This is a genomic window from Amycolatopsis sp. NPDC004772, assembly GCF_053601215.1.
The window spans coordinates 1-21,024 of record NZ_JBSGBK010000091.1 but is presented as its reverse complement, the minus strand read 5'-3'; the positions used below and the strand labels follow the sequence as shown (position 1 = coordinate 21,024).

General features: G+C 72.0%; 23 protein-coding genes. 5 read left to right on the top strand and 18 right to left on the bottom strand.

What is annotated here, in order from left to right:
• Positions 1-181: 181 nt before the first annotated feature.
• On the top strand, positions 182-2,986 hold the full coding sequence (locus tag ACWEF6_RS35800) for a BTAD domain-containing putative transcriptional regulator (RefSeq protein WP_449686995.1): 2,805 nt from the start codon (positions 182-184) through the stop codon (positions 2,984-2,986).
• Between the two features lie 23 nt (positions 2,987-3,009).
• On the top strand, positions 3,010-3,882 hold the full coding sequence (locus ACWEF6_RS35795) for a 1,4-dihydroxy-2-naphthoate polyprenyltransferase (RefSeq protein WP_449686994.1): 873 nt from the start codon (positions 3,010-3,012) through the stop codon (positions 3,880-3,882).
• Here ACWEF6_RS35795 and ACWEF6_RS35790 read toward each other — a convergent pair.
• Genes ACWEF6_RS35790 through ACWEF6_RS35780 form a run of 3 tightly spaced genes read right to left on the bottom strand, consistent with a single transcriptional unit; the run spans position 3,879 to position 5,727 of the window.
• Complete coding sequence (locus tag ACWEF6_RS35790; RefSeq protein ID WP_449686993.1) at positions 3,879-4,958, bottom strand: PLP-dependent cysteine synthase family protein; 1,080 nt, start codon at positions 4,956-4,958, stop codon at positions 3,879-3,881. The two genes, ACWEF6_RS35795 and ACWEF6_RS35790, sit on opposite strands and share 4 nt — an antisense overlap.
• Positions 4,955-5,242 (bottom strand): DUF4229 domain-containing protein, encoded by a 288-nt coding sequence (locus ACWEF6_RS35785; RefSeq protein ID WP_310967890.1) that lies wholly within the window; start codon positions 5,240-5,242, stop codon positions 4,955-4,957. Before ACWEF6_RS35785 ends, ACWEF6_RS35790 begins: the two co-directional genes overlap by 4 nt.
• Positions 5,243-5,253: 11 nt before the next feature.
• Positions 5,254-5,727, bottom strand: coding sequence for an Lrp/AsnC family transcriptional regulator (locus ACWEF6_RS35780; protein WP_449686992.1), 474 nt, complete (start codon positions 5,725-5,727; stop codon positions 5,254-5,256).
• A gap of 276 nt (positions 5,728-6,003) precedes the next feature.
• Between ACWEF6_RS35780 and ACWEF6_RS35775 the strand changes: the two genes are divergently transcribed.
• Together ACWEF6_RS35775 and ACWEF6_RS35770 are read left to right on the top strand one after the other, a co-directional pair.
• Positions 6,004-6,216: a BldC family transcriptional regulator gene (locus ACWEF6_RS35775; protein WP_086837800.1), complete on the top strand. Its 213-nt coding sequence runs from the start codon at positions 6,004-6,006 to the stop codon at positions 6,214-6,216.
• 146 nt (positions 6,217-6,362) lie between these two features.
• Entirely contained in the window at positions 6,363-6,548 is a 186-nt protein-coding gene (locus ACWEF6_RS35770; RefSeq protein ID WP_310967892.1) for a hypothetical protein, read from the top strand.
• 218 nt (positions 6,549-6,766) lie between these two features.
• On the opposite strand, the gene ACWEF6_RS35765 is transcribed toward ACWEF6_RS35770, so the two are convergent.
• The 7 genes from ACWEF6_RS35765 to hemL form a co-directional block, all read right to left on the bottom strand.
• Positions 6,767-8,083, bottom strand: coding sequence for a nucleotide-binding protein (locus tag ACWEF6_RS35765; RefSeq protein ID WP_449686991.1), 1,317 nt, complete (start codon positions 8,081-8,083; stop codon positions 6,767-6,769).
• Positions 8,084-8,159: 76 nt separating this feature from the next.
• Complete coding sequence (gene ccsB / locus ACWEF6_RS35760; RefSeq protein WP_449686990.1) at positions 8,160-9,128, bottom strand: c-type cytochrome biogenesis protein CcsB; 969 nt, start codon at positions 9,126-9,128, stop codon at positions 8,160-8,162.
• Positions 9,129-9,131: 3 nt separating this feature from the next.
• A complete protein-coding gene (resB, locus tag ACWEF6_RS35755; protein ID WP_449686989.1) occupies positions 9,132-10,724 on the bottom strand; it encodes a cytochrome c biogenesis protein ResB in 1,593 nt (530 codons plus the stop codon).
• The gene (locus ACWEF6_RS35750; protein WP_449686988.1) at positions 10,721-11,494 is read right to left on the bottom strand and encodes a cytochrome c biogenesis CcdA family protein; all 774 of its coding nucleotides are present in this window, start codon (positions 11,492-11,494) and stop codon (positions 10,721-10,723) included. The genes resB and ACWEF6_RS35750 overlap by 4 nt, the downstream gene beginning before the upstream one ends.
• A 119-nt stretch (positions 11,495-11,613) precedes the next feature.
• Complete coding sequence (locus ACWEF6_RS35745; RefSeq protein ID WP_449686987.1) at positions 11,614-12,177, bottom strand: redoxin domain-containing protein; 564 nt, start codon at positions 12,175-12,177, stop codon at positions 11,614-11,616.
• Positions 12,174-12,800, bottom strand: a complete 627-nt coding sequence (locus ACWEF6_RS35740) for a histidine phosphatase family protein (RefSeq protein WP_449686986.1) — start codon at positions 12,798-12,800, stop codon at positions 12,174-12,176. Before ACWEF6_RS35740 ends, ACWEF6_RS35745 begins: the two co-directional genes overlap by 4 nt.
• Positions 12,797-14,098 carry a glutamate-1-semialdehyde 2,1-aminomutase gene (gene hemL / locus ACWEF6_RS35735; protein ID WP_449686985.1) on the bottom strand — a complete coding sequence of 434 codons (1,302 nt, stop codon included), beginning with the start codon at positions 14,096-14,098 and terminating at the stop codon, positions 12,797-12,799. The genes ACWEF6_RS35740 and hemL overlap by 4 nt, the downstream gene beginning before the upstream one ends.
• Positions 14,099-14,158: 60 nt before the next feature.
• Here hemL and ACWEF6_RS35730 point away from each other — a divergent pair, with 60 nt between their 5' ends.
• Positions 14,159-14,635 (top strand): TspO/MBR family protein, encoded by a 477-nt coding sequence (locus ACWEF6_RS35730; protein WP_449686984.1) that lies wholly within the window; start codon positions 14,159-14,161, stop codon positions 14,633-14,635.
• On the opposite strand, the gene ACWEF6_RS35725 is transcribed toward ACWEF6_RS35730, so the two are convergent.
• From ACWEF6_RS35725 to hemB, 8 genes are all read right to left on the bottom strand, one after another.
• Positions 14,632-15,195, bottom strand: a complete 564-nt coding sequence (locus tag ACWEF6_RS35725; RefSeq protein ID WP_449686983.1) for a hypothetical protein — start codon at positions 15,193-15,195, stop codon at positions 14,632-14,634. The two genes, ACWEF6_RS35730 and ACWEF6_RS35725, sit on opposite strands and share 4 nt — an antisense overlap.
• An 11-nt stretch (positions 15,196-15,206) precedes the next feature.
• Positions 15,207-16,409 (bottom strand): ABC transporter permease, encoded by a 1,203-nt coding sequence (locus ACWEF6_RS35720; protein ID WP_449686982.1) that lies wholly within the window; start codon positions 16,407-16,409, stop codon positions 15,207-15,209.
• Positions 16,406-17,119: an ABC transporter ATP-binding protein gene (locus ACWEF6_RS35715; RefSeq protein ID WP_449686981.1), complete on the bottom strand. Its 714-nt coding sequence runs from the start codon at positions 17,117-17,119 to the stop codon at positions 16,406-16,408. Before ACWEF6_RS35715 ends, ACWEF6_RS35720 begins: the two co-directional genes overlap by 4 nt.
• Positions 17,116-18,396 (bottom strand): efflux RND transporter periplasmic adaptor subunit, encoded by a 1,281-nt coding sequence (locus tag ACWEF6_RS35710; RefSeq protein ID WP_449686980.1) that lies wholly within the window; start codon positions 18,394-18,396, stop codon positions 17,116-17,118. Before ACWEF6_RS35710 ends, ACWEF6_RS35715 begins: the two co-directional genes overlap by 4 nt.
• A 62-nt stretch (positions 18,397-18,458) precedes the next feature.
• Positions 18,459-18,797: a hypothetical protein gene (locus ACWEF6_RS35705; protein ID WP_449686979.1), complete on the bottom strand. Its 339-nt coding sequence runs from the start codon at positions 18,795-18,797 to the stop codon at positions 18,459-18,461.
• 13 nt (positions 18,798-18,810) lie between these two features.
• On the bottom strand, positions 18,811-19,251 hold the full coding sequence (locus ACWEF6_RS35700; RefSeq protein ID WP_449686977.1) for a hypothetical protein: 441 nt from the start codon (positions 19,249-19,251) through the stop codon (positions 18,811-18,813).
• Positions 19,248-19,784, bottom strand: coding sequence for a hypothetical protein (locus ACWEF6_RS35695; RefSeq protein ID WP_310967909.1), 537 nt, complete (start codon positions 19,782-19,784; stop codon positions 19,248-19,250). The genes ACWEF6_RS35700 and ACWEF6_RS35695 overlap by 4 nt, the downstream gene beginning before the upstream one ends.
• Before the next feature lie 17 nt (positions 19,785-19,801).
• On the bottom strand, positions 19,802-20,773 hold the full coding sequence (gene hemB / locus ACWEF6_RS35690) for a porphobilinogen synthase (protein WP_449686975.1): 972 nt from the start codon (positions 20,771-20,773) through the stop codon (positions 19,802-19,804).
• Positions 20,774-21,024: the final 251 nt, after the last annotated feature.

Genomic DNA, 21,024 nt, shown 5'->3' with positions numbered 1-21,024 from the left:
ACCGGGACCGCACCGCCCCCTCGGCGGCACGGTCCCGGCCGGTGCTTCCCCGACCGCTCACGCGGTGTGTCCACCACCTTGCCGTAAGCATCGTGGCGAAACCTTGCAGACCGCTTGAACGAGCTGGTCGAATGCGGTGCCGGCCGGGCACGGGCCCGGTGGCCGCAGGGAGGGCGCAGGGGTGGAGTTCCGGGTGCTGGGCACGATCGAAGCCCGCCAGGACGACAGGCAGGTGGAGCTCGGGCCGGTCCGGCAGCGATCGGTGCTGGCGGCGCTGCTCGCCGACGCGAACCGGCTGGTGCCGGTCGAGCAGCTGATCGACCGCGTGTGGGCGGAGAACCCGCCGCTGCGGGCACGCGACACGCTGTACAGCTACCTGTCCCGGCTGCGTGGCGTTTTGGCGGGCGGTGGCCTGGAGATCGAGCGGCGCGGCGGCGGCTACTTCCTGCGCGTCGACCCCGACGCGGTCGACCTGCACCGGTTCCGCCGGCTGGTGGCCGAGGCCCGCGAGGCCGACGACGACGAGGCCGCCGCCGGTCTCTTCGAGCAGGCCCGCGCGCTCTGGCGCGGGGAAGCGCTGGCCGACGTCGGCACCCCGTGGGCCGACGAGCTGCGCCGTGACCTGCGGGCCGAACGGTGGGCGGCGGAACTCGACCACGCCGACGTGGGCCTGCGCCAAGGCCGGCACGCCGAACTGCTGCCGGAGCTGACGGCCCGGACCCGCGAGCACCCCCTGGACGAGCGGCTCGCCGGTCAGGTCGTGCTGGCCCTGTACCGCTGCGGCCGCCAGGCCGACGCCCTCGACCACTACGAGCAGCTGCGGCGACGGCTCGTCCGGGAACTGGGCGCCGATCCGAGCCCGCCGCTGCGGGAGCTGCACCAGCGGGTCCTCCGCGGCGACCCGGACCTGACCGCGGCACCGGCGGGCACGCCGGCCGGTGCCGGCGCGGTGCCGCACCACTTCCCCCCGGCGCCGCCGTCGTTCATCGGCCGCGCCGACGAGCTCGCCGCGCTCACCGCCGCGTCCCGCCCCGAGGCGGACGTGAGCCGGGTGGTCCAGATCTCCGCGCTGGCCGGCGCCGGCGGCGTCGGCAAGACCTGGCTGGTGCTGCACTGGGCGCACGCGCACCGCGACCGGTTCCCGGACGGCCGGCTGTTCGCCGACCTCCACGGGTTCTCCTCGGCCGGTGCCCCGCTCGACCCGTCCGTCGTGGTGCGCGGGTTCCTCGGCGCGCTGGGCGTCGCCCCCAGCCGCATCCCGCCCGAGCCGGACGCCCAGGTCGCGTTGTACCGGAAGCTCGTCGACGGCAAGCGGATGCTGATCGTGCTGGACAACGCGGCGGACGCCGAGCAGGTGGTCCCGCTGCTGCCGGGCAGCCCGGCCTGCACGACCGTCGTCACCAGCCGGCGGCACCTCGCCCCGCTGATCACCCGCTACGGCGCCCGGCACCTCCAGCTCGACATCCTCAGCCACGGGGAGGCCCACGCACTGCTGGCCGAACGCCTCGGCGAGCCCCGGATCGCCGCCGAGCCGGCCGCGGCCGAAGCGCTGATCAGCCTGTGCGGGCGCTACCCGCTGGCGCTGGCCATCATGAGCCGCCACGCGCACACCCGGCCCCACATCCCGCTCGCCGAGTTCGCCGCCGAACTGCGCGACCTCGGCCTCGACGCGCTCGACCACGACGATCCCACGGTCAGCCTGCCGACGGTGCTGTCGTGGTCCCTGCGGGCCCTCACCGGCGAACAGCGCACCCTGTTCGCCCTGCTCGGCACCGCGCCCGGAGCGGACATCGGGCTGCCCGCCGCGGCCGCGCTCGCCGGTTCGCCGCCGCGGCGGACCGCCAAGGTGCTCAGCATGCTGGAGGAGGCCTCGCTGCTGACCCGCCGCGCCGGCGGCCGGTACGCGATGCACGACCTCATCCGCGACTACGCCACGGCCACCGCCGAGCGGGACCTCCCGCTCGCCGAGCGTCGAGCCGCGCTGCACCGGGTGCTCGACTGCTACGCCCACACCGCGCACGCGGCCGACCACCGGGTGGACCCGCACCGCCAGGCCGTCCGGCTCGCCGCCCCCGCACCCGGCGTCGAACCCGGCTCGCCGTCCGACGATGCCGAAGCCATGGCGTGGTTCGACGCCGAGCACGCCAACCTGCTGGCCGCCCAGCACGCCGCCGCGGCCCTCGGCCGGCACGAAATCGTGTGGCACCTGGCGTGGAGCCTGCACACGTTCCAGAACCGGCGGGGGATGCTGCACGACCGGCTCGTGGTGTGGCAGGCCGCGCTGGAGGCCACCGAGCACCTGTCCGACCCGTCCGTGCACATCCGCGCGCACCGGCTGATCGGCGACGTCTTCATGTACTTCCGGCGGCACGACGAGGCGGTCGAGCACCTCGGCGAGGCCGCCGCCCTCGCCGCGAAGCACGAGGACCCGACCGAAGAGGGCCTGATCCACCACGGGCTGTCGTGGGTGTGGCAGCTGCGCGGCGACGACCGGCAGGCCCTGGAGCACGCCACCCGGGCGCTGGCGCTCTTCCGGACCCTGGGCCGGCCGGTGTGGGAGGCGCGCGAGCTCAACCAGGTGGGCTGGTTCGCCGCCCGGACCGGCGACTTCGAGACCGCGCGCAGCCACTGCACGGCCGCGCTGGCCCTCCACCGGCGGCACGGCGAATCCGACGGCGAAGCGGACACGCTCGACAGCCTCGGCTACATCGAGCACCACACCGGCCACCACGCCGCCGCGATCGGCTACTACCAGAGCGCCCTCACGGTCTACCGGGAGCGCGGCAACACCTTCCAGGTGGCCGACACCCTCAGCTGCCTCGGACTGCCCCACGCCGCGCTCGGCCACCACGACCAGGCCCGTGCGGCGTGGCAGGAAGCGCTCGAGCTGTTCCGGCAGCAGGGCCGCACGCACGACGCCGAGCGCGTCCGGCGGGAGCTCGACGCCCTGGACGGCGCCCGGTCCGGGCTCCCCTCGGCGCACTGATCGAGATGGCGTTGAATGGCGCCATGGCGAGCTTGAGCGAGTGGATCGAAGGGGCCCGGCCACGGACGCTGCCCAACGCGGTGGCGCCGGTGGTGGCGGGCGTCGGCGCGGCGATCGCGCTGGACGCGTTCTCCTGGTGGCGTTCGGCGCTGGCGCTGCTGGTCTCGCTCTCGCTGATCGTCGGCGTCAACTACGCCAACGACTACTCCGACGGCATCCGCGGCACCGACGAGAATCGCGTCGGCCCGCTGCGGCTGGTCGGTTCGAAGGTCGCCGCCCCGAAGGCCGTGCTCACCGCCGCGCTGGTCTCGCTGGGCCTCGCCGGCGTGCTGGGGCTGGTCCTGGTGGCCGTCAGCGGCCACTGGTGGCTCCTGGGCATGGGCGCGCTGTGCATCCTCGGCGCGTGGTTCTACACCGGCGGCAAGAAGCCCTACGGCTACTACGGCTTCGGCGAGATCGCCGTTTTCGTGTTCTTCGGCCTGGCCGGCGTGCTGGGCACGGTGTACGTCCAGGCGGGCCGGGTGAGCTGGGCGGCGCTGGCCTGCGCGGTCGCCGTCGGCTGCTTCTCGACGGCCGTCCTGACGGCCAACAACCTGCGCGACATCCCGACCGACATCGAGTCCGGCAAGCGCACCCTGGCCACCCGCATGGGTGACCAGGGCACCCGGCGGCTCTACCTGGCGCTGATCGCCGTGCCGTACGTGCTCGCGATCGTGATGGGGTTCGTCACGCGCTCGCTCGCCGCGTTGCCGCTGCTCAGCGCCCCGATGCTGTTCGGGTCGGTCAGCGCGATCCGCCACAACGCGACCGGCCGCGACCTCATCCCGGCCCTGCGCGACACCGGGCTGGCCATGCTCGCCTGGGCGGCACTGGCCGCGGTCGGCCTGAACCTTTAGAGGTCCGGGAACTTCCCGGTGGCCAGGAACTCCTCGAACAACGCCGTGTGCGGCGCGATGTCCAGGTTCTGCTGGGCCAGCCACTCGTCGTTGTAGTAGGTGTGCGCGTAGCGCTCGCCGCCGTCGCACAGCAGCGTCACGACGCTGCCCGCCTGGCCGTCTTCGACCATCCGCGAGATGAGCCGGAAGGCGCCGTAGAGGTTGGTGCCGGTCGAGCCGCCGGCCCAGTGGCCGGTGCGCTCGCGCAGCAGCCGGATGGCCGCCAGCGACCCGGCGTCGGGGATCTGGAACATCTCGTCGATGACGCCGGGCACGAACGACGGCTCGCAGCGCGGCCGCCCGATGCCCTCGATCCGCGACGGCATGCCGGTGCCGTAGTCCAGCGCCCCCGTCTCCCAGGCGCCGTAGAACGACGAGTTCTCCGGGTCGACGACGCAGATCTTCGTCGTGTGGCGCTTGTAGCGGACGTACCGGCCGAAGGTCGCGCTCGTGCCGCCGGTGCCCGCGCCGACGACGATCCACTTCGGGATCGGGTGGCGTTCCGAGCGCATCTGCGCGAACACCGACTCGGCGATGTTGTTGTTGCCGCGCCAGTCCGTCGCGCGCTCGGCGTAGGTGAACTGGTCGAGGTAGTGCCCGCCGCACTCGGCCGCGAGCCGTTCCGCCTCGGGGTACATCGCCGGGGCTTCGTCGACGAAGTGGCATTCGCCGCCGTAGAACTCGATGAGCGCGACCTTCTCCTTCGACGTGCGCCGCGGCACGACGGTGATGAAGCGCAGGCCCAGCATCCGGGCGAAGTAGGCCTCGGACACCGCGGTCGAGCCGCTGGAGGCCTCGACGAGCACGGTGTCCGGCCCGATCTGGCCGTTGACCAGCCCGTAGAGGAACAGCGACCGGGCCAGCCGGTGCTTCAGCGAGCCGGTCGGGTGCACCGACTCGTCCTTGAGGTACAGGTCGATGCCCCACTCCGGGGGCAGCGGGAAGACGTGCAGGTGCGTGTCGGCGCTGCGGTTGGCGTCGGCCTCGATGATCCGGACGGCCTCGCGGACCCAGCTGCGGCTGTGGAGGCGGCTCACTCGGACTGCCCGGCCGTGTCGCCGCGCAGCTGCGCGCGCAGCTCGGCGCGGGCGCGGGCCCGCTTCTCGTTGCGCTTCGCCAGCCCGGCGGTCACGCGGGCGTTGAGCGGCCGGAACAGCAGCAGGCCGAGCGGCAGCCCGACGACCAGGCCGATCAGCAGGGCGACCAGCAGCGGCACCCCGGTCAGGGACAGCGCCCACGCGATCACCCCGACCAGCACGAACCGCGCCAGCAGGTACAGCGTCAGGTCACGGGCCAGCTGCGGGGGCTTCTCGTCGCTCACACCAACGCAGGCTACGCCCCGCCCGGCCGGTCCTTCTGCAGGCCCGCGTTGTTCGGGCGGCCCTCGAACCGGGTCGAGAGCACCACGGTGGTGTTCGTCCGGCCGACGCCGGGGATGCGGCGCAGCCGGCCCAGCGTGCGTTCCAGCTCGTCGACGGTCGGCACCCGCACCTTGACGACGAACGCCTCGTCGCCGGCCACCGCGTAGCAGCTCTCGACCTCGTCGAGCTCGCCGAGCGCGTCGGCGACGTCGTCTTCGGTCGCGGTGTCGGTCGGATGGATGCCGACGAGGGCGGTGACGCCGAGGCCGACGGAGCTGGGGTCGACGACCGCGTGGTAGCCGGTGATCACGCCGGCGGCTTCCAGCTTGCCCACGCGCTCGTGCACCGACGACGCGGAGAGCCCGACGGCCCGTCCGAGGTCGGCGTAGGTGGCCCGTCCGTTGATGCGCAACGCTGCGATGATCTTCCGGTCCAACTGATCCACGGGATCACTCTATGCGGTTGGACAATCCCCCATTGGCACCACGCCTGGCCGCCGGTGGCCAAGGGAGGGACGTCTGCGCACGTCAGGTCACCGCAGGTAGTTGCCGTCCGTAAACAACCTGTCCGTTTTGACCTTTAAGGGCTCTTTACTCGGAGACAACCGTTCGAGTACCCGACGGGTGAAGTGCAACGATTGCCTTGTTGGCTACCCCGGCGCGACGGGCAGAAGGGCCCGGACGCCTCCGGTATAGCAGTGAGTTCGTTAAGGAGGCGGAAAATGACCGCGACGATGGGCGGACGCCTGCTCACCCCTGGCGAGGTGGCGGCGCTGTTCCGAGTGGACCCCAAGACGGTGACGCGGTGGGCGACCGCGGGGCGGATCGGCTCGATCCGGACCCCGGGCGGGCACCGGCGGTTCCGGGAGTCCGAGGTGAACGAGCTCCTCGCCGAGCTGACCACCGACGCCAGCGAACCGGCGCGCACCGCCTGAACCATCCGGACGTCAGGGCCGTGTCGGGTACGGGAACCACCCCGTCCCCGGCACGGCTTTCGTGCGCTACCGGGTCGGCTTCAGGCCCATCACACGGCCGGACCGGTTAACCTCGGGGGACAGGCAGCCATACGGAAGGATCCGGCATGCTCGCTCTGCTCGCGGCGGTCGGCGCGCTGGTCGTCGCCCTGCTCCTGTGGCGGTCGTTCGCCGGCCAGCGAGTCGGGGTGCCCTCGGCTCCGCGCCGCGCCCCCCTCGCCCCGGACGACGACCCCGACTTCCTGCGCCAGCTGGCCGAACAGCAGCGCAAACGCCGGGACGAAGACGGCTGACCCGCCCTTTACCTTCACCGGCCCCAGCCCCGCGCGTCCCGGCACGCCCGTGCCCGGAGCCGGAACCCGCGTGTCCGGGCCCGTCACCCGCGTGATCCGAGCCGGATCTCGCGTGATTGAAGCCGGAACTCACGAGATCCGGCTCCAATCACGCCGGTTCCGGCTCCAATCACGCCGGTTCCGGGCTTGATCACGTGAGTTACGGCACTGGTGAGGGGTCAGCGGTAGCCCTGTGAGAGCGGGGTGGCGAAGCCGTCGGCGACGGTCGCTGCCAGGTCGAGGAGTGCGAGGCGGGTGTCGCCCGACAGGCGGTCCAGCTCGATCTCCGCGCCCTCCTCCAGGTGCGGGTCGAACGGGACCTTGCACACCGCGCGGACCTTCGCGCCGAAGTGGGCCGACAACTTGTCGAGGTCGACGGAGCCGCCCTTGGGGCGGACCGAGTTGATCACCGCCACCGAGCGTTTGACCAGCTCGCCGTAGCCGTGGGCCTCGAGCCAGTCCAGGGTCGCCGAGGCGCTGCGGGCGCCGTCGACCGAGCCGGACGAGACCACGACCAGCGCGTCCGCCACGTCCAGGACGCCCTTCATCGCCGAGTGCATCAAGCCCGTCCCGCAGTCGGTGAGCACGATGTTGTAGAAGTGCTCCAGCAGGTTGACCGTGCGCCGGTAGTCGTCCTCGGAGAACGCCTCCGACACGGCCGGGTCCTGCTCGCTCGCCAGGATCTCCAGCCGGCTCGAGCCCTGCGAGGTGTACGACCGGACGTCGCTGTAGCGCGTGATGCGAGCCGCATCACGCAGCAGGTGGCGGACCGTCGCCGTCGTCTCCAGGGGGATCTTCTGCGACAGCGTGCCGCGGTCCGGGTTGGCGTCCACCGCCACCACGCGGTCACCGCGCAGGGAGGCGAACGTCGAGCCCAGCGTCGTCGTCACCGTGGTCTTGCCGACGCCGCCCTTGAGCGACAGCATCGCGATCTTGTAGCACCCGCGCAGCGGCTGGTTGACGCGGGCGATGAGCTCACGGCGGCGGGTGTCCGCCGGGCTCTCCCCCGGGTTGACCAGCTTCCCGGTGCCGACGTAGACCGCCTTGCGCCAGCCCGACTGCGGCGGCCGCCGGGTCTGCTTGACCAGGTGCGCGGTCGACAGGTCGTGGCCGTGGCCCGGGCCGGGCTGGGGCGCCGCGTGCCGGCCGCCCTGGGGCTGCGGCAGGCCGGACGGCTGCTGCGGCGGGTACTGGGCGTTGGCCTGGTACTGCTGCGCCGGGTCGCCGTACTGCGGCTGCAGCGGCGGGAGGTTCTGGTCGTAGCCGTAGGGCATCTGGTGCGGCCCCGACACGGCCGGATTCGGCACCTGGTGCGGGCCCGAAACCGCCGGGTTGGGCGGCGGCGCGACGGCCTGCGTCGGCTGCACGTCGAACGCCCCCGACGTCTCGGGGTGCGGGTGCGAGTCCGTCCGGTCGTCGGAGAACAGGCCGGGCTGCGGTGCCGCAGCGGCCTGTTCGGGGTGGCCAGGAGCCGATTCTTCGCTGGGTCCGGTCACCGGTGAAAACCTCCGCGCACTCCGCCTGACACACAGTCCCCCGGTGTCGACGGTAGTCGGCGGACGCGCGGGATGCTCAGCCCACCCCGGCGTAGGAGTGCAGGCCGACCGAGACGAGGTTCACGAAGAACAGGTTGAAGATCATCGCGGCGAACCCGACGATGTTGATGATCGCGGCCCGCGCGCCGCGCCAGCCCGCGGTCGCCCGCGAGTGCAGGTAGGCCGCGTAGACGACCCAGGCGATGAACGCGCAGGTCTCCTTCGGGTCCCAGCCCCAGAACCGGCCCCACGCCGACTCCGCCCAGACCGCGCCGCAGAGCACGCCGAAGGTGAACACCGGGAAGGCGAAGATGGTGGTCCGGTAGGCGATCCGGTCGAGGACGTCGGCCGCGGGCAGCTTCGGGGCGAACCGGGCGAACTTGGTGTTGTCCTTGTCGTGGGCCGCGCGGAACAGGTACAGCACGCTCGCGACGCCCGGGACCAGGAACACGCCGGAGCCGATGATGGCCGCCGCGACGTGGATGACCAGCCAGTACGACTGCAGCGCGGGCTGCACCGGCGCCGCGGTCGTGTACAGCAGCGTGCCGTTGATGAACATCAGGATCACGACGGGCAGCAGCAGGAAGCCGGTGAGGTGCCGGACCGGGAACTTCCACAGCACGATCAGCCAGGTCAGCACCGTGATGAAGGTGACGGCCATGCCGTACTCGTACATGTTGCCCCACGGCGCGCGGTGCACGGCGAGGCCGCGCAGCACGATCGCCGTCAGCTGCAGCAGCGCGCCGAGCACGAGCAGCGCCGCGCCCATCCGGCCGATCCGCTCCGGGCGGCCGACCTCGCGCTGCGCGGCGGGGATCTCCTCGACCGGCGGGCCACCGGCGCCGACGAGCTCGCGCGCCCGCAGCTTGGCGCGCTCGGTGGCGAGCCGTCCCTTGGCGCCGAAGCCCTGCTCGACCAGGGTGAACATCAGCGCGACGACGTAGATCGCCGCGGCGGTGGTGTACAGCCAGTCGCTGTAGGTCGACAGCGTCTCGTTGATCGGCATGCCTCAGCCCTTCTGCCCACTGATCAGGCGTTCGCTGACCCGGTGGAACTCTTCGCCGTACCCGGCCTGGTCGGTGCGGGCCAGCCCGGCGACCTCGATCACGGTACCCGGCTCGTCCTCGGTTCCCGGCTTCACCCGCACCCACAGCCGGCGGCGCTTGACCAGCAGCGACGCGCCGAGGCCGACGAACATCGCGATGGCGAAGCCGAGCACGAACCCCTGGGTGGGGTCGTGCGAGATCTGCAGCGAGACCCACTGGCCGACGCCGTCGAAGCGGATCTTCGTGCCGTCGTCGAGCTTGAGCTCCTCGCCGACCTTCAGGTTCTGCCGGGCGACCTTCTTCAGCCTGCCGTCGTCGACGAGCGACTGGTCGACCGAGAAGACGGACTGCCCGCGCCCGGCGTCGAGGCCCAGGTCACCGCGCAGGACGTCGACGGCGACGGCCGGGTCGTTCGCCTCCGGCGCCGACGACGTCAGGACGCTGCCGTGCAGGAACGCGGTCGGGGCGAACAGGCCGGTGATGGCCAGCTGCCGGGTCCGCCGCTGGACCTCGTCGGTGATGCCGGGCTGGTCGAACTTCGTCGCGCCCTCGGCGAGCATGGTGCCCGGGTCGACGGTGCGCCACTGGGTGTTCTGGGTGCGCTGCGAGCCGTCCGGGAAGGTGACGGTGAACTTCGGCGAGTAGCCGTGCCCGAGCAGGTAGACGCGGTCGCCGGCGGTGCGCAGCGGCGAGTTGACCTCGAGGCCGTACGGGCGCCAGGTGCCCGTGTCCAGGTCCGCGCCGGACTGGTACTCGATGTTCGAGTGGTAGTAGTCCGGCTGGCCGGCGTCGGTGTAGCGGGCGGTGAAGTCGTTGACCTTCACGCAGAACGGGTTGAGGTCGGTGCCGTCGACGTCCAGGCCGGCGTTGAACGAGTCGTAGTTGTAGATGCCGGCGTTGCAGAAGGTGCTGCCGTCGGCCTGGACGATGACCTGGCCTTCGTAGCTGTAGAGCTTGCCGAGGGCGAAGAAGACGATCAGCCCGAGCATGCTGAAGTGGAAGAGCAGGTTGCCGGTCTCGCGCAGGAACCCGCGTTCGGCCGAGATGGTCCGGACGCCGCCGGCTTCCTCGCGTTCGACGCGGCGCCAGCCGGAGAGCTGTTTGTGGGCGGCGGCGACCTCGGCGGCGACGTCGGTCTTGCCCCGGCCGAGCCGGTAGTGCGGCATCCGGGCCAGGTTGCGCGGAGTCAGCACGGGCTTGGCGCGCATCGCCTTGACGTACTCGAAGCTGCGCGGGGTCAGGCAGCCGACGAGCGAAACCATCAGCAGCAGGTAGATGGCCGAGAACCAGATGCTGGAGTAGACGTCGTAGAACTCGAACTTGTCGAGCAGCGTCCCCCACCAGCCGTGCGCGGCGATGTAGTCGTCGACCTTGGGCGCGTTGAGCTTCCGCTGCGGCAGGAGCGCACCCGGCAGGGCGGCCAGGGCCAGGAGGAACAGCAGGACGAGCGCGGTCCGCATGGACGTCAGGCCCCGCCAGGTGTTGCGCAGGAAGGCGAAGGTGCGCTTGGCGGGCGTGGGGTGCGGCGTCTTGGGGGGTGCTTCGGTCGTCGTCACAGGGGCAGCCTCAGGTCGAGGGCGAGTTCGTTGCGGAGCCAGCCCATCAGATCCCCCCAGACGCCGGTGACCAGCAGGACGCCGACGATCAGCAGCAGCACCCCGCCGACGATCTGCACCTGACGGCCGTGCCGCCGCACCCAGTCGGTGGCCCGCACGGCCCACCGGGCACCGAGCGCGATGAGCAGGAACGGCAGCCCCAGACCCAGGCAGTAGACGGCGATCAGCAGGTACCCGCGCGCCGCGGCCCCGCCGGTGGCGCTGGCCAGGGTGGTGACGGCGGACAGCGTCGGCCCGATGCAGGGCGTCCAGCCGAGGCCGAAGATGGCGCCGAGCAGCGGCGCGCCCCAGACGCCGCCGCGCGGGACGTGGTGCGAGCGCACCTCGCGCTGCAGGCGGGGGATCCAGCCGAGGAAGACGAAGGCCATGGCGATGGTGAGGACGCCGCCGATGCGCTGGAGCAGGTCCTGGTTGAGGGTGAGGGTCGCGGTCAGCCAGACGAGCGTGCCGAGGGTGGCGACGAACACGACGGTGAACCCGAGGACGAAGAGCAGGGCGGCCCCGACGACGGCCCACCGCCCGTTCTTGCGCGCTTCATCGGCCTTGACGGCGGGAGCATCGGCCCCGACGAGGGCGGCGAGGTAGGCGAGGTACCCCGGAACGAGCGGCACGACGCACGGCGAGGCGAACGAGATGGCCCCGGCGAGCAGCGCAACACCCGCGGCGAGCAGCAGCGGCCCGGAGATCGCCAGCTCGGTCACGGAGTTCACCCCGTTGAGGGTAGGCAGTGAGGTCCTGGTGAGAACGCCGGGGCCGCTTCACAGGACCTCGGTCACAGCAGATCAGGACCTTCGTCCCGGCCGGCTTCGGGCCTCGGGCGCTCGCCCGCTCAGGCTTCCGCGGTCAGCCGCTGGGTCACCGGGAGCAGGTCCTGGGCCAGCACCGGCCGCAGGAACACCGCCGCCACGCGGTGCTGTTTGTCCAGGATGATCGTCGACGGGATGATGTTCCTCGGGTAGCCGCTCAGCTTGAGCAGCACGCGGCCGTCCGGGTCGTAGATCGACGGGTACGTCAGCTTGCGGTCCCGCACGAAGTCCTGGGCCACCTCGCGGGACGGGTCGCGGACGTCGATGCCCACCACCTGGACGCCCTGCTTGGCCAGCGATTCCATCTCGGGCGCCTCCGTGCGGCACGGCCCGCACCACTGGCCCCACAGGTTCAGCACCACGACCTTGCCGCCGTAGTCCGCCAGCGACAGCTGCTTGCCCTCGTTCATCAGGTCTTCGCCGGCCAGGACCGGGGCCGTCTGGCGCTGGGCGACGTCGTAGGTGATGTCGACCTTGCCGCCCGGGGAGACGAAGCTGAAGCTGCTGCCCTGGACCACCGCGTCCTTGCCCGTGCTGCAGCCGGCCAGCGCGAGCGCCGCGACCAGGCCGACGACCAGCCGTTTCATGCCCCGGTCACCTTCGGGTCGGTCGCGCCCGCGGGCTCGCTGTAGACGATCTCGCGCAGCTCGTCGCCCTCGAACACCAGCGACGTCAGGGACGCCAGCGAGCACTGGCGGCGCCGCGGGTCGTGCCACAGGCGCTTGCCCTCGAGGAACCGCCGCAACGTCCAGATCGGCAGCTGGTGCGACACGCACAGCGCCTCGTGCCCGTCCGCCGCCTCCCGGGCCCGGTGGACCGCGCCGAGCATCCGGTGCGCGATCTCGAGGTACGGCTCGCCCCACGACGGCTTGAACGGGTTGACCAGTTTCGGCCAGTGCTTCGGCTCCCGCAGCGCGCCGTCGCCGACCGCCACCTGCAGGCCCTCGAACTGGTTGCCCGCCTCGATCAGCCCGTCGTCGGTCGCGATGTCGAGCCGGTGCGCGGCGGCGATCGGGGCCGCCGTCTCCTGCGCCCGCTGCAACGGCGACGCGACGACGTGCACGAGGTCGTGCCCCGCGACGGCCTCGGCGACCGTCAGCGCCTGCCGCTGCCCCCGCTCCGAGAGCCGGTAGCCCGGCAGACGGCCGTACAGGATCTTCGTCGGGTTGTGCACTTCGCCGTGCCGCAGCATGTGGACGACGGTGGTCACTGGACGGCCCCAGCCGCCGCGCGCGCCGCCGCGGGCAGAGCCGCTTCGATCACCGAGAACGCTTCGTCGTCCATCGCCGCGTTGACGAACCAGGCCTCGTACGCGCTCGGCGGCGCGTACACGCCTCCGTCGAGCAACGCGTGGAAGAACGGCGGGAAGCGCCACGTCTCGGACGCCTGCGCGCCGACGTAGTCGCGGACCGGCTCCTCCCCGAAGAACACGCTCACCAGGTTGCCCGCGTACTGGACGTTGTGCGCAACCCCGGCTTCGCTCAGCGCGGCGTGGAAGAGGTTGCCGAGGCGCTTGGCGTTGGCGTCGAGAGCCGCGTACACGGCGTGGTCGGCCGCGCGCAGCGTCGCGAGGCCCGTGGCCACCGCGACCGGGTTCCCGGACAGCGTCCCGGCCTGGTAGACCGGCCCGCCCGGGGCGAGCTTGGCCATCACGTCGGCGCGGCCGCCGAAGGCCGCCGCCGGCAGCCCGCCGGACATCACCTTGCCGAACGTGTAGAGGTCGCCGGCCACCCCTTCGAGGCCGAACCAGCCCGCGTGCGAGACGCGGAACCCGGTCATCACCTCGTCCATGATCAGCAGCGCGCCGTGCTCGTGGGCCAGCTCGCGCAGCCCCGCGTTGAAGCCGTCGGCGGGCGCCACCGCGCCCATGTTCCCGGCCGCCGCCTCGGTGATCACCGCGGCGATCTCGCCCGGGTTGTCCTCAAAGGACTTCCGGACGGCGTCGAGGTCGTTGTAGGGCAGTACCAGCGTGTCCGCCGCCTGCGCCCCGGTGACACCCGGCGACGTCGGCAGCCCGAGCGTCGCGACGCCGGAGCCGGCCTGGGCGAGCAGCGCGTCGACGTGACCGTGGTAACACCCGGCGAACTTCAGGATCTTCGACCGGCCGGTGAACCCGCGGGCCAGCCGGATCGCGCTCATCGTGGCCTCGGTGCCGGAGTTGACCAGCCGGACCTGCTCGACCGGCTCGACCCGGCCGATGATCTCCTCGGCCAGCTCGACCTCGCCGATCGTCGGCGTGCCGAACGAGAGCCCGGACGTCGCCGCCGTGCGCGCCGCCTCGACGACCGCCGGGTGCGCGTGGCCCAGGATCATCGGGCCCCACGAGGACACCAGGTCGACGTACCGGTTGCCGTCGGCGTCCCACAGGTGCGGGCCCTCGCCGCGGACCATGAAGCGCGGGGTCCCGCCGACCGAGTTGAACGCCCGCACCGGCGAGTTCACCCCGCCCGGAATGGCCGTCTTCGCGCGGTCGAACCATGCCTTGGACTGCTCGGTTCCAGTGCTCACCGGTCCAGTGTCCCAAACCCGCATAAGATGGCGGGCAGCCGCCCGGGAGGGGAACAGCCGGTGACCGAACGCGCCCCGCACCGCAATCAGTGGCTGATGCTGGCCGGGTTCGCGGGGGTCGTCGCCGTGGTGGCCGTGGTCGGCGCCCTGGCGGCGACGTCGGCGCGCGAGGTCTACGCGCAGCTCGAGCAGCCGTCGTGGGCCGCGCCCCCGTCCCTGTTCGGTCCGGTGTGGACGGTGCTCTACGGCACCATCGCGGTGGCCGGCTGGCTGTACTGGCGGACCGACGGCGAGACCCGCGGGTTCGCCGCCTACGGCATCGGCCTGCTGTTCAACCTGCTCTGGACACCGCTGTTCTTCGAGAGCGGCGCGGCCCGGGTCGCACTGGCCGACATCGTGCTGCTGGACGTCGTCGTGGTGGTGACGATCGTCCTGTTCGGCCACCGGTCGAAGGCCGCCGCCGCGCTCCTGGTGCCCTACCTCGCCTGGATCCTCTACGCGACGGCGCTCAACGCCGCGATCGTCGTCCTCAACTAGCGCGCGGCCTGCTGGGTGATGGCCTGCGCGGCCACCGTCCCGTCGCTGCCGGCCTGACCCTGGACGACGACCGTCGCACCCGGCTTGAGGTCCGAGAGCTTGCCCTGCTGGGTCACCCCGACCGTGGTCGAGTCCGATGTGGACACCTTGACGTCGTCGCCCTGCGCGGTCTTGACGTACACCGTGGTGCCGTCGACGCGGTCGACCGTGCCGCTGGTGCCGCGGCCGCCCGCGCCGCGGAAGCCACCGCCCTGCTGGCCGGCGCCCGCTTGCTGGCCGGTCCTGGCCTGCGTGCCGCCGGCGGTCCCGCTCGGGCGCGCCGGCGTGGCCGAGCCGAACGCGGCGTGCGTCCAGGCCCCGCCGCCGAACGCGATCGCGAAGGCGACGAGCCCGGCGAGCACCAGCGTGGTGCGGGAGAACGGCTTCGCGGCGCGGCGCATTTCGGCGTTGAGGTCGCCGTCGACGGCCGGGCTGGCGACGATCTGTTCCGCGGTCGGCTCGACGGCGGGGAGGATCGCCGTCGGCTCGTCCCCCGGCGGGGTCGTCGTGTGGGTGGACATGCGAAGACTCCTTATTCGTGACGCAGGGCGTCGATGGGCCTCAGCTTGGCGGCCCGGTTCGCCGGGAAGCTGCCGAAGAACAGCCCGATCAGGGCGGATACCGCGAACGCGAGCAGGATCGACGAGGGCACCACGACGGGTTTGATCCCGGAGATGGTGAACCGGCTGCCGATCAGCCCGATCGCGACGCCGAGCAGCCCGCCGAACAGGCTGAGCATGGTCGCCTCGGCGAGGAACTGACCGAGGATGGCCGCGCGCGGGGCGCCGATGGCCTTCCGGATGCCGATCTCGCGGATCCGCTCGGTGACCGTGACGAGCATGATGTTTGTGACGCCGATCCCGCCGACCAGCAGGGAGATCGCCGCGACGGCGGCCAGCAGCACGGTGAACGTCTCGGTCGCCGACGTCCGGGTCGCGAGCAGCTGTTCGGAGTTCTGGATCTGGTAGTCCGGGGTGCCGCCGAGCCGGATGCCGTGGCGGGCGTTGAGGATGGCGGTGATCTCGGACTGGGCGAGGGAGACGGAGTCGGCGCTGGTGGCCTGGACGGCGATCTGACTGAGGCTGCCGTACCCGGCCAGGGAGTTCTGGACCGCCGAGATCGGCGCGATGGCGACGTCGTCGGCGTTCTGCAGGCCGGTGCTGCCCTTGGCCTGCAGCACCCCGATCACGGTGAACTGGATGCTGTTCAGCAGCACGTTCTTGCCGACCGGGTCGGCCGTCCCGAAGATCGACTCCGCGGTCGTCGGGCCGAGCACGACGACCTTCCGCGCCGCCGTGACGTCCTCGCTGGTGAACAGCTGACCTTGGGCGAGCTCGCGGTTGGTCGTGGTGAAGTACGCCGGTTCGGTGCCGGCGACGCTGGAGATGTCGTAGGACGTCTGCCCGTAGGTCGCGGTCGCCGTCGTGTTGACCACCGGCGAGGCGGCCTTGACGTCGGGGGCGCCGACGGGGTCGACGAGCGCGTGCGCGTCCTGGACGGTGAGCGGCCGCGCGGTCGCGCCCTGGCCGCCGCCGCGGGCCGGGGAGACGTTGACGACGTTGGTGCCGAGGCCCTGGATGCTGGCCGCGATCGCCGCCGACGCGCCGTTGCCCACCGCGACCAGCAGGATCACCGCGGCGACGCCGATGGTGATGCCGAGCGTGGTCAGCGCCGAGCGCAGCTTGTTCGCGGTGAGCCCGCGCACGGCGAACCGCAGGATTTCGAGGAGGTTCACGAGACCGCCCCCACCGCGCGCGTGCCTGTGCTTGATACGTCCGACACGATCAAGCCGTCGTCGACGCGGACCACGCGGTGCGCGTGCTCGGCGACCTCGTCTTCGTGGGTGATGACGACGATCGTGCGGCCGAGGGCGTTGAGCCGGTCGAAGACGCCGAGGACGTCCTCGGTGCTGCGCCGGTCGAGGTTGCCGGTGGGCTCGTCGGCCAGCAGCATCGCCGGGCCGGTGACGAGCGCCCGCGCCACGGCGACGCGCTGGATCTGGCCGCCGGAGAGCTCACTGGGCAGGTGCTTGGCCCGGTCGGACAGCCCGACCATGTCGAGCGCGGCGAGCGCGCGCCGGCGTCGCTCCGAGCGGCGCAGTCCACTGTAGACGAGCGGAAGCTCCACATTGGACAAAGCCGACGTCCGGGGCACCAGGTTGAAGGACTGGAAGATGAAGCCGATCTTCCGGTTGCGCAGCAACGCCAGCTGCCGTTCGTTCAGCTTCCCGACGCCGAACCCGTCCAAGAGGTACCGGCCGGACGTCGGCACGTCGAGGCAGCCCAGCATGTTCAGCAGGGTGGACTTCCCCGAGCCGGACGCGCCCATGATCGCGACGTACTCGCCGGGCCACACGGTGAGGTCGACGCCGCGCAGCGCGTGCACGGCGGTCTCGCCGGCGCCGTAGGTCTTGCGCAGTCCGGAGACCGCGATCACCGGGTTCACCCGCGGCCGCCGAAACCGCCGCCGGCGCCGGTGCCGCGCTGGCCGCCGCCCGGGAACCCGCCGGTCCCGCCGCCGGGGAACCCGCCGGTACCGCCGGTGCGCCCGGCGCCGCCGGTGGTCCCGGTCGAGGCCGTCGCGGTCAGCACGACGTTCTCGCCCTCGGTCAGCCCGGAGGTGATCTGGACGGTCGACTCGCCGCGCAGCCCGACCTGCACCTGGCGCGTGACGTTCTGCCCGTTTTCCTGCACGGTGACGAGGTTGGTGCTGCCGACGGTCTGCACGGCCGCGGCCGGCACGCTGAGCGCGTCGTCCGCCTCGGCGACGGTGATCACCACGCTCGCCGACTGGCCGGGCCGCAGCCCGTCCGGCGGATTGGCCAGAGCCAGCTGCGCGCCGTAGGAGACGACGCTGCCGCTGGTGGTCGGGGTCAGGTTGATGCTCGACACGGTGGCCTGGATCGGCTTGTCCGGCAGCGCGTTGAGCGTCACCGTGGCCTTCTGGCCCGCCTTGACCTTGCTGACGTCGATCTCCGCGACGGAGGTGTTGACGACCAGGCCGGTCAGGTTCGTGATGGTGATGAACCCGGAGCTGCTGCCGGACGACGAAGACGCGGCGGAGCTGGAGTTCGACGAGCCTTGACCGCCCTGGCCGCTGCCGCTGCTGCTCGACGACTGCGCCGTCGCCGTGGAGCCGCTGGAGGACTGCTGCCCGACGGTGCCGTTGACCGCGGTGACCGTGCCGGCGCCGGGCGCGTACAGCACGGTGTTGTCGAGCGCCTGCTGGGCGGTTTGGACGTCCAGCTCGGCCTGGTCGAGCTTCGCCTGCGCGGAGGTGACGTTGTTGGCCGCGCTGGTCTGGGCGTTCTGGCTGTTCTGCCCGGTGGCCGGCGTGGCTTCGGCGGTTTCCGCGGTGTCCAGGCCGTCCTGCGCGACGGCGAGGTTCGCCTTCGCGACCTGAAGCTGCTTCGACGCCTGGGTGCTGTCGACGGTGGCGAGCTTCTGCCCGGCGCTGACGACGTCACCGACCTTGACGTCGATCGAGGTGACCTTGCCGGCCGTCGCGAAGTTCGCCGCGCCGGTGTAGCTGCTGGCGAGCGTCCCGGCGGCGGAGACGGTCTCGGTGACCGTCGCCCGGCGGACCGGGGTGCTGCGCGACTGCGCCTGCGCCGAGCTCGGTTCGGGGCTGAATGCCTGGTATATCCCGAATCCCGCCCCGGCCAGCAGTACGACCAGAGCTCCGTTGATCACCCATGCCTTCGAGGCACGCACGCGCGTCATGCGGCAACTTTGGTGCGGGTGCTTAGCAATTGACTGTTCGTTGCCTGTGCGCGAGCTGTGTATCAGGCCTTCGGCTTGGGGCTCCGGGCACGGATGGCGAGCGCGAGCTGACGCACCGCGTCGACGAGCAGCAGAGCGGCCACGGTCCCGAGCCCGATGGCGGCGGCCAGCAGGCCCCCGAAGTACCGGTGCGACTCGAGCACGGCGCCGTCCTCGGTCCGCGTGACGACGGTGGCGACGCTGTCGTGCCAGCACAGGTAGGCCACCCACCCGGCGAGAACGGCAAGCACGACCTCCACGACGGCGACGAGCGTCCGCCACGGTTTGTGCAGCCTCGCGGGCGGGCCGGCTTCTTCCGGCGGCCAGAGCTCGGCCCCGGTGGGCTGCGGAAGGTCGATCACGAGGTCGATTTTCTCATGCTTCCCGCGGCGTTGCCCGGACGAGCCGGTCCAGCGCGTCCCGCAGGGCCTCGACGTCCTTCGCCCACGCCAGCACCACCGTGCCGTCGGCCAGTTCGACCGGCAGCGAGTCGTACTTCCGCGGCACCGACCAGCCGCCGCCGAGGACCCGCGCGCCCACCGGCGCCCCGACGTCCGTCACTGAGGCCACCTGAGACGCGGGCACCTTCTCCCGGCCCTGGCGCAGCTGCTCGGTCGTCACCTCCAGTGAGAGGAACCGGCGCCGGGCGTACACCCACGGCATCGTGATCACGCACAGCGCGAACCCGACCAGCAGCCAGCCCACCACGTGCACCGGGCCGCCCGTGGCCAGCTCCGCCAGCGCGCCCACCACGGCGAACGCCGGGCCCCAGCCGATCGCCGCCCAGCTCACGCCGGACTCGGCATACAGCCTCACAGCTTCTTGCCGACCTTGGGGAAGTAGCCGCTCACCGACGGCAGGTACAGCAGCACCAGCGCGATCACGAACAGCAGCACCGCGACCAGCGTCAGGTACGTCAGCACCGGCGCGAACGTGAAGATCAGCAGCACCATCACGATCGGCAGCACGGTCAGCACCGTCCGGGCCGAGCGGGTGCCTTCGCGGGCCTTGTACGCGAACAGCAGGAACAGCAGCGTGAACACGATCGACCCGACGAGCAGGAACCACAGCATCGCCGTGACGCCGTCCGCGATCATCTGCGGCGTGATCTTCGGGTCCTTGGTGCCCTCGACGTACCGGTCGATGACCGCGGACTTGCCGGCCATCAGCTGGACGTACCCGAGGATCAGCACCACCCCGCCGGCCAGCCACAACCAGAACGACACGGCCACCGGGCGCGGCGGAGTCGCCTTGGGCGCCTTCTCGCCGGGGAGCACCGGATCTGGCGAGCGGCCCTGCTTGCGCCGTTCGTCGTCGGTCAGACCGGTCAGGTCGTCGTTCTCTGCCACGCGAGGACTCTAACGGGTCAGTCCAGCCAGGCAGCGGCTTCCGCGGCCCAGTAGGTGAGGATCATGTCCGCGCCCGCGCGGCGGATCGACGTCAGCACCTCGAGAACCGTCCGCTCGCGGTCGAGCCAGCCGTTCGCCGCGGCGGCCTCGACCATCGCGTACTCGCCCGAGATGTTGTACGCCGCCACCGGGACCGGGGAGATGTCCGCCGCCGCCTTGATCACGTCCAGGTAGGCCAGCGCCGGCTTGACCATGATCATGTCCGCGCCCTCGGCGAGGTCCAGCTCGATCTCGCGCAGCGCCTCGCGGCCGTTGCCCGGGTCCTGCTGGTAGGTCTTGCGGTCGCCCTTGAGCTGCGAGTCGACGGCCTCGCGGAAGGGGCCGTAGAACGCGCTGGCGTACTTCGCGGAGTAGGCGAGGATCGCCGTGTCCTTGTGGCCGACCTCGTCGAGCGCCCGGCGGATGACGCCGATCTGGCCGTCCATCATCCCGGACGGCCCGAGCACGTGCGCCCCGGCTTCGACCTGCGCGATCGCCATCTGGGCGTAGATCCGCAGGGTGGCGTCGTTGTCGACCCCGCCGTCGGCGTCCAGGACGCCGCAGTGGCCGTGGTCGGTGAACTCGTCGAGGCAGGTGTCGGCCATCAGCACGGTGGCGTCGCCCAGCTCGTGGCGCAGGTCGCGCAGGGCGACGTTGAGGATGCCCTTCTCGTCGACCGCGCCGGAGCCTTCGGCGTCGCGCGTGGCCGGGATGCCGAACAGCATGAGCCCGCCGACCCCGGCGTTGACCGCGTCGACGGCGGCCTTCCGCAGCGTGTCGCGCGTGTGCTGGACGACGCCGGGCATGCTCGAGATCGGCCGCGGCGCGTCGATCCCCTCGGCGACGAACATCGGGAGGATCAGCTGGCGTGGCCGCAGTGTCGTTTCGCCCACCAGCCTGCGCATGGCCGGAGTGGTGCGAAGCCTGCGGGGACGATGCTCGGGGAACACCCTTACCAAGTTACTCCCGCGGCTTTTGCCGGAGTTCCGCAAGGGTGCTGAGCGGTCTTCCGCTGCGCCGAACGCACGAGTCCCGACCGGCCGCGCCAAAGCGCCCCAATGTGGCGTTGGTTGCGTCCGACGCACCCAATGTGGCGGGGGGGGGGGGGGGGGGGCCGCGCCCCCCCCCCCCGGGGGGGGGGGGGGGGGGGCTGAGGGGTTTCGCGGTAGCGGGGGCCGGACCACACCCGCACGGGACACAA

What these genes read in the sequence shown, in the direction of transcription:
- ACWEF6_RS35745 (WP_449686987.1), bottom strand. Translation starts at nt 12,177, where the DNA reads ATGAAACGGCTGGTCGTCGGCCTGGTCGCGGCGCTCGCGCTGGCCGGC.
- ACWEF6_RS35725 (WP_449686983.1), bottom strand. Translation starts at nt 15,195, where the DNA reads ATGTCCACCCACACGACGACCCCGCCGGGGGACGAGCCGACGGCGATC.
- ccsB (WP_449686990.1), bottom strand. Translation starts at nt 9,128, where the DNA reads ATGCCGATCAACGAGACGCTGTCGACCTACAGCGACTGGCTGTACACC.
- ACWEF6_RS35770 (WP_310967892.1), top strand. Translation starts at nt 6,363, where the DNA reads ATGCTCGCTCTGCTCGCGGCGGTCGGCGCGCTGGTCGTCGCCCTGCTC.
- ACWEF6_RS35795 (WP_449686994.1), top strand. Translation starts at nt 3,010, where the DNA reads ATGGCGAGCTTGAGCGAGTGGATCGAAGGGGCCCGGCCACGGACGCTG.
- ACWEF6_RS35710 (WP_449686980.1), bottom strand. Translation starts at nt 18,396, where the DNA reads ATGACGCGCGTGCGTGCCTCGAAGGCATGGGTGATCAACGGAGCTCTG.
- ACWEF6_RS35775 (WP_086837800.1), top strand. Translation starts at nt 6,004, where the DNA reads ATGACCGCGACGATGGGCGGACGCCTGCTCACCCCTGGCGAGGTGGCG.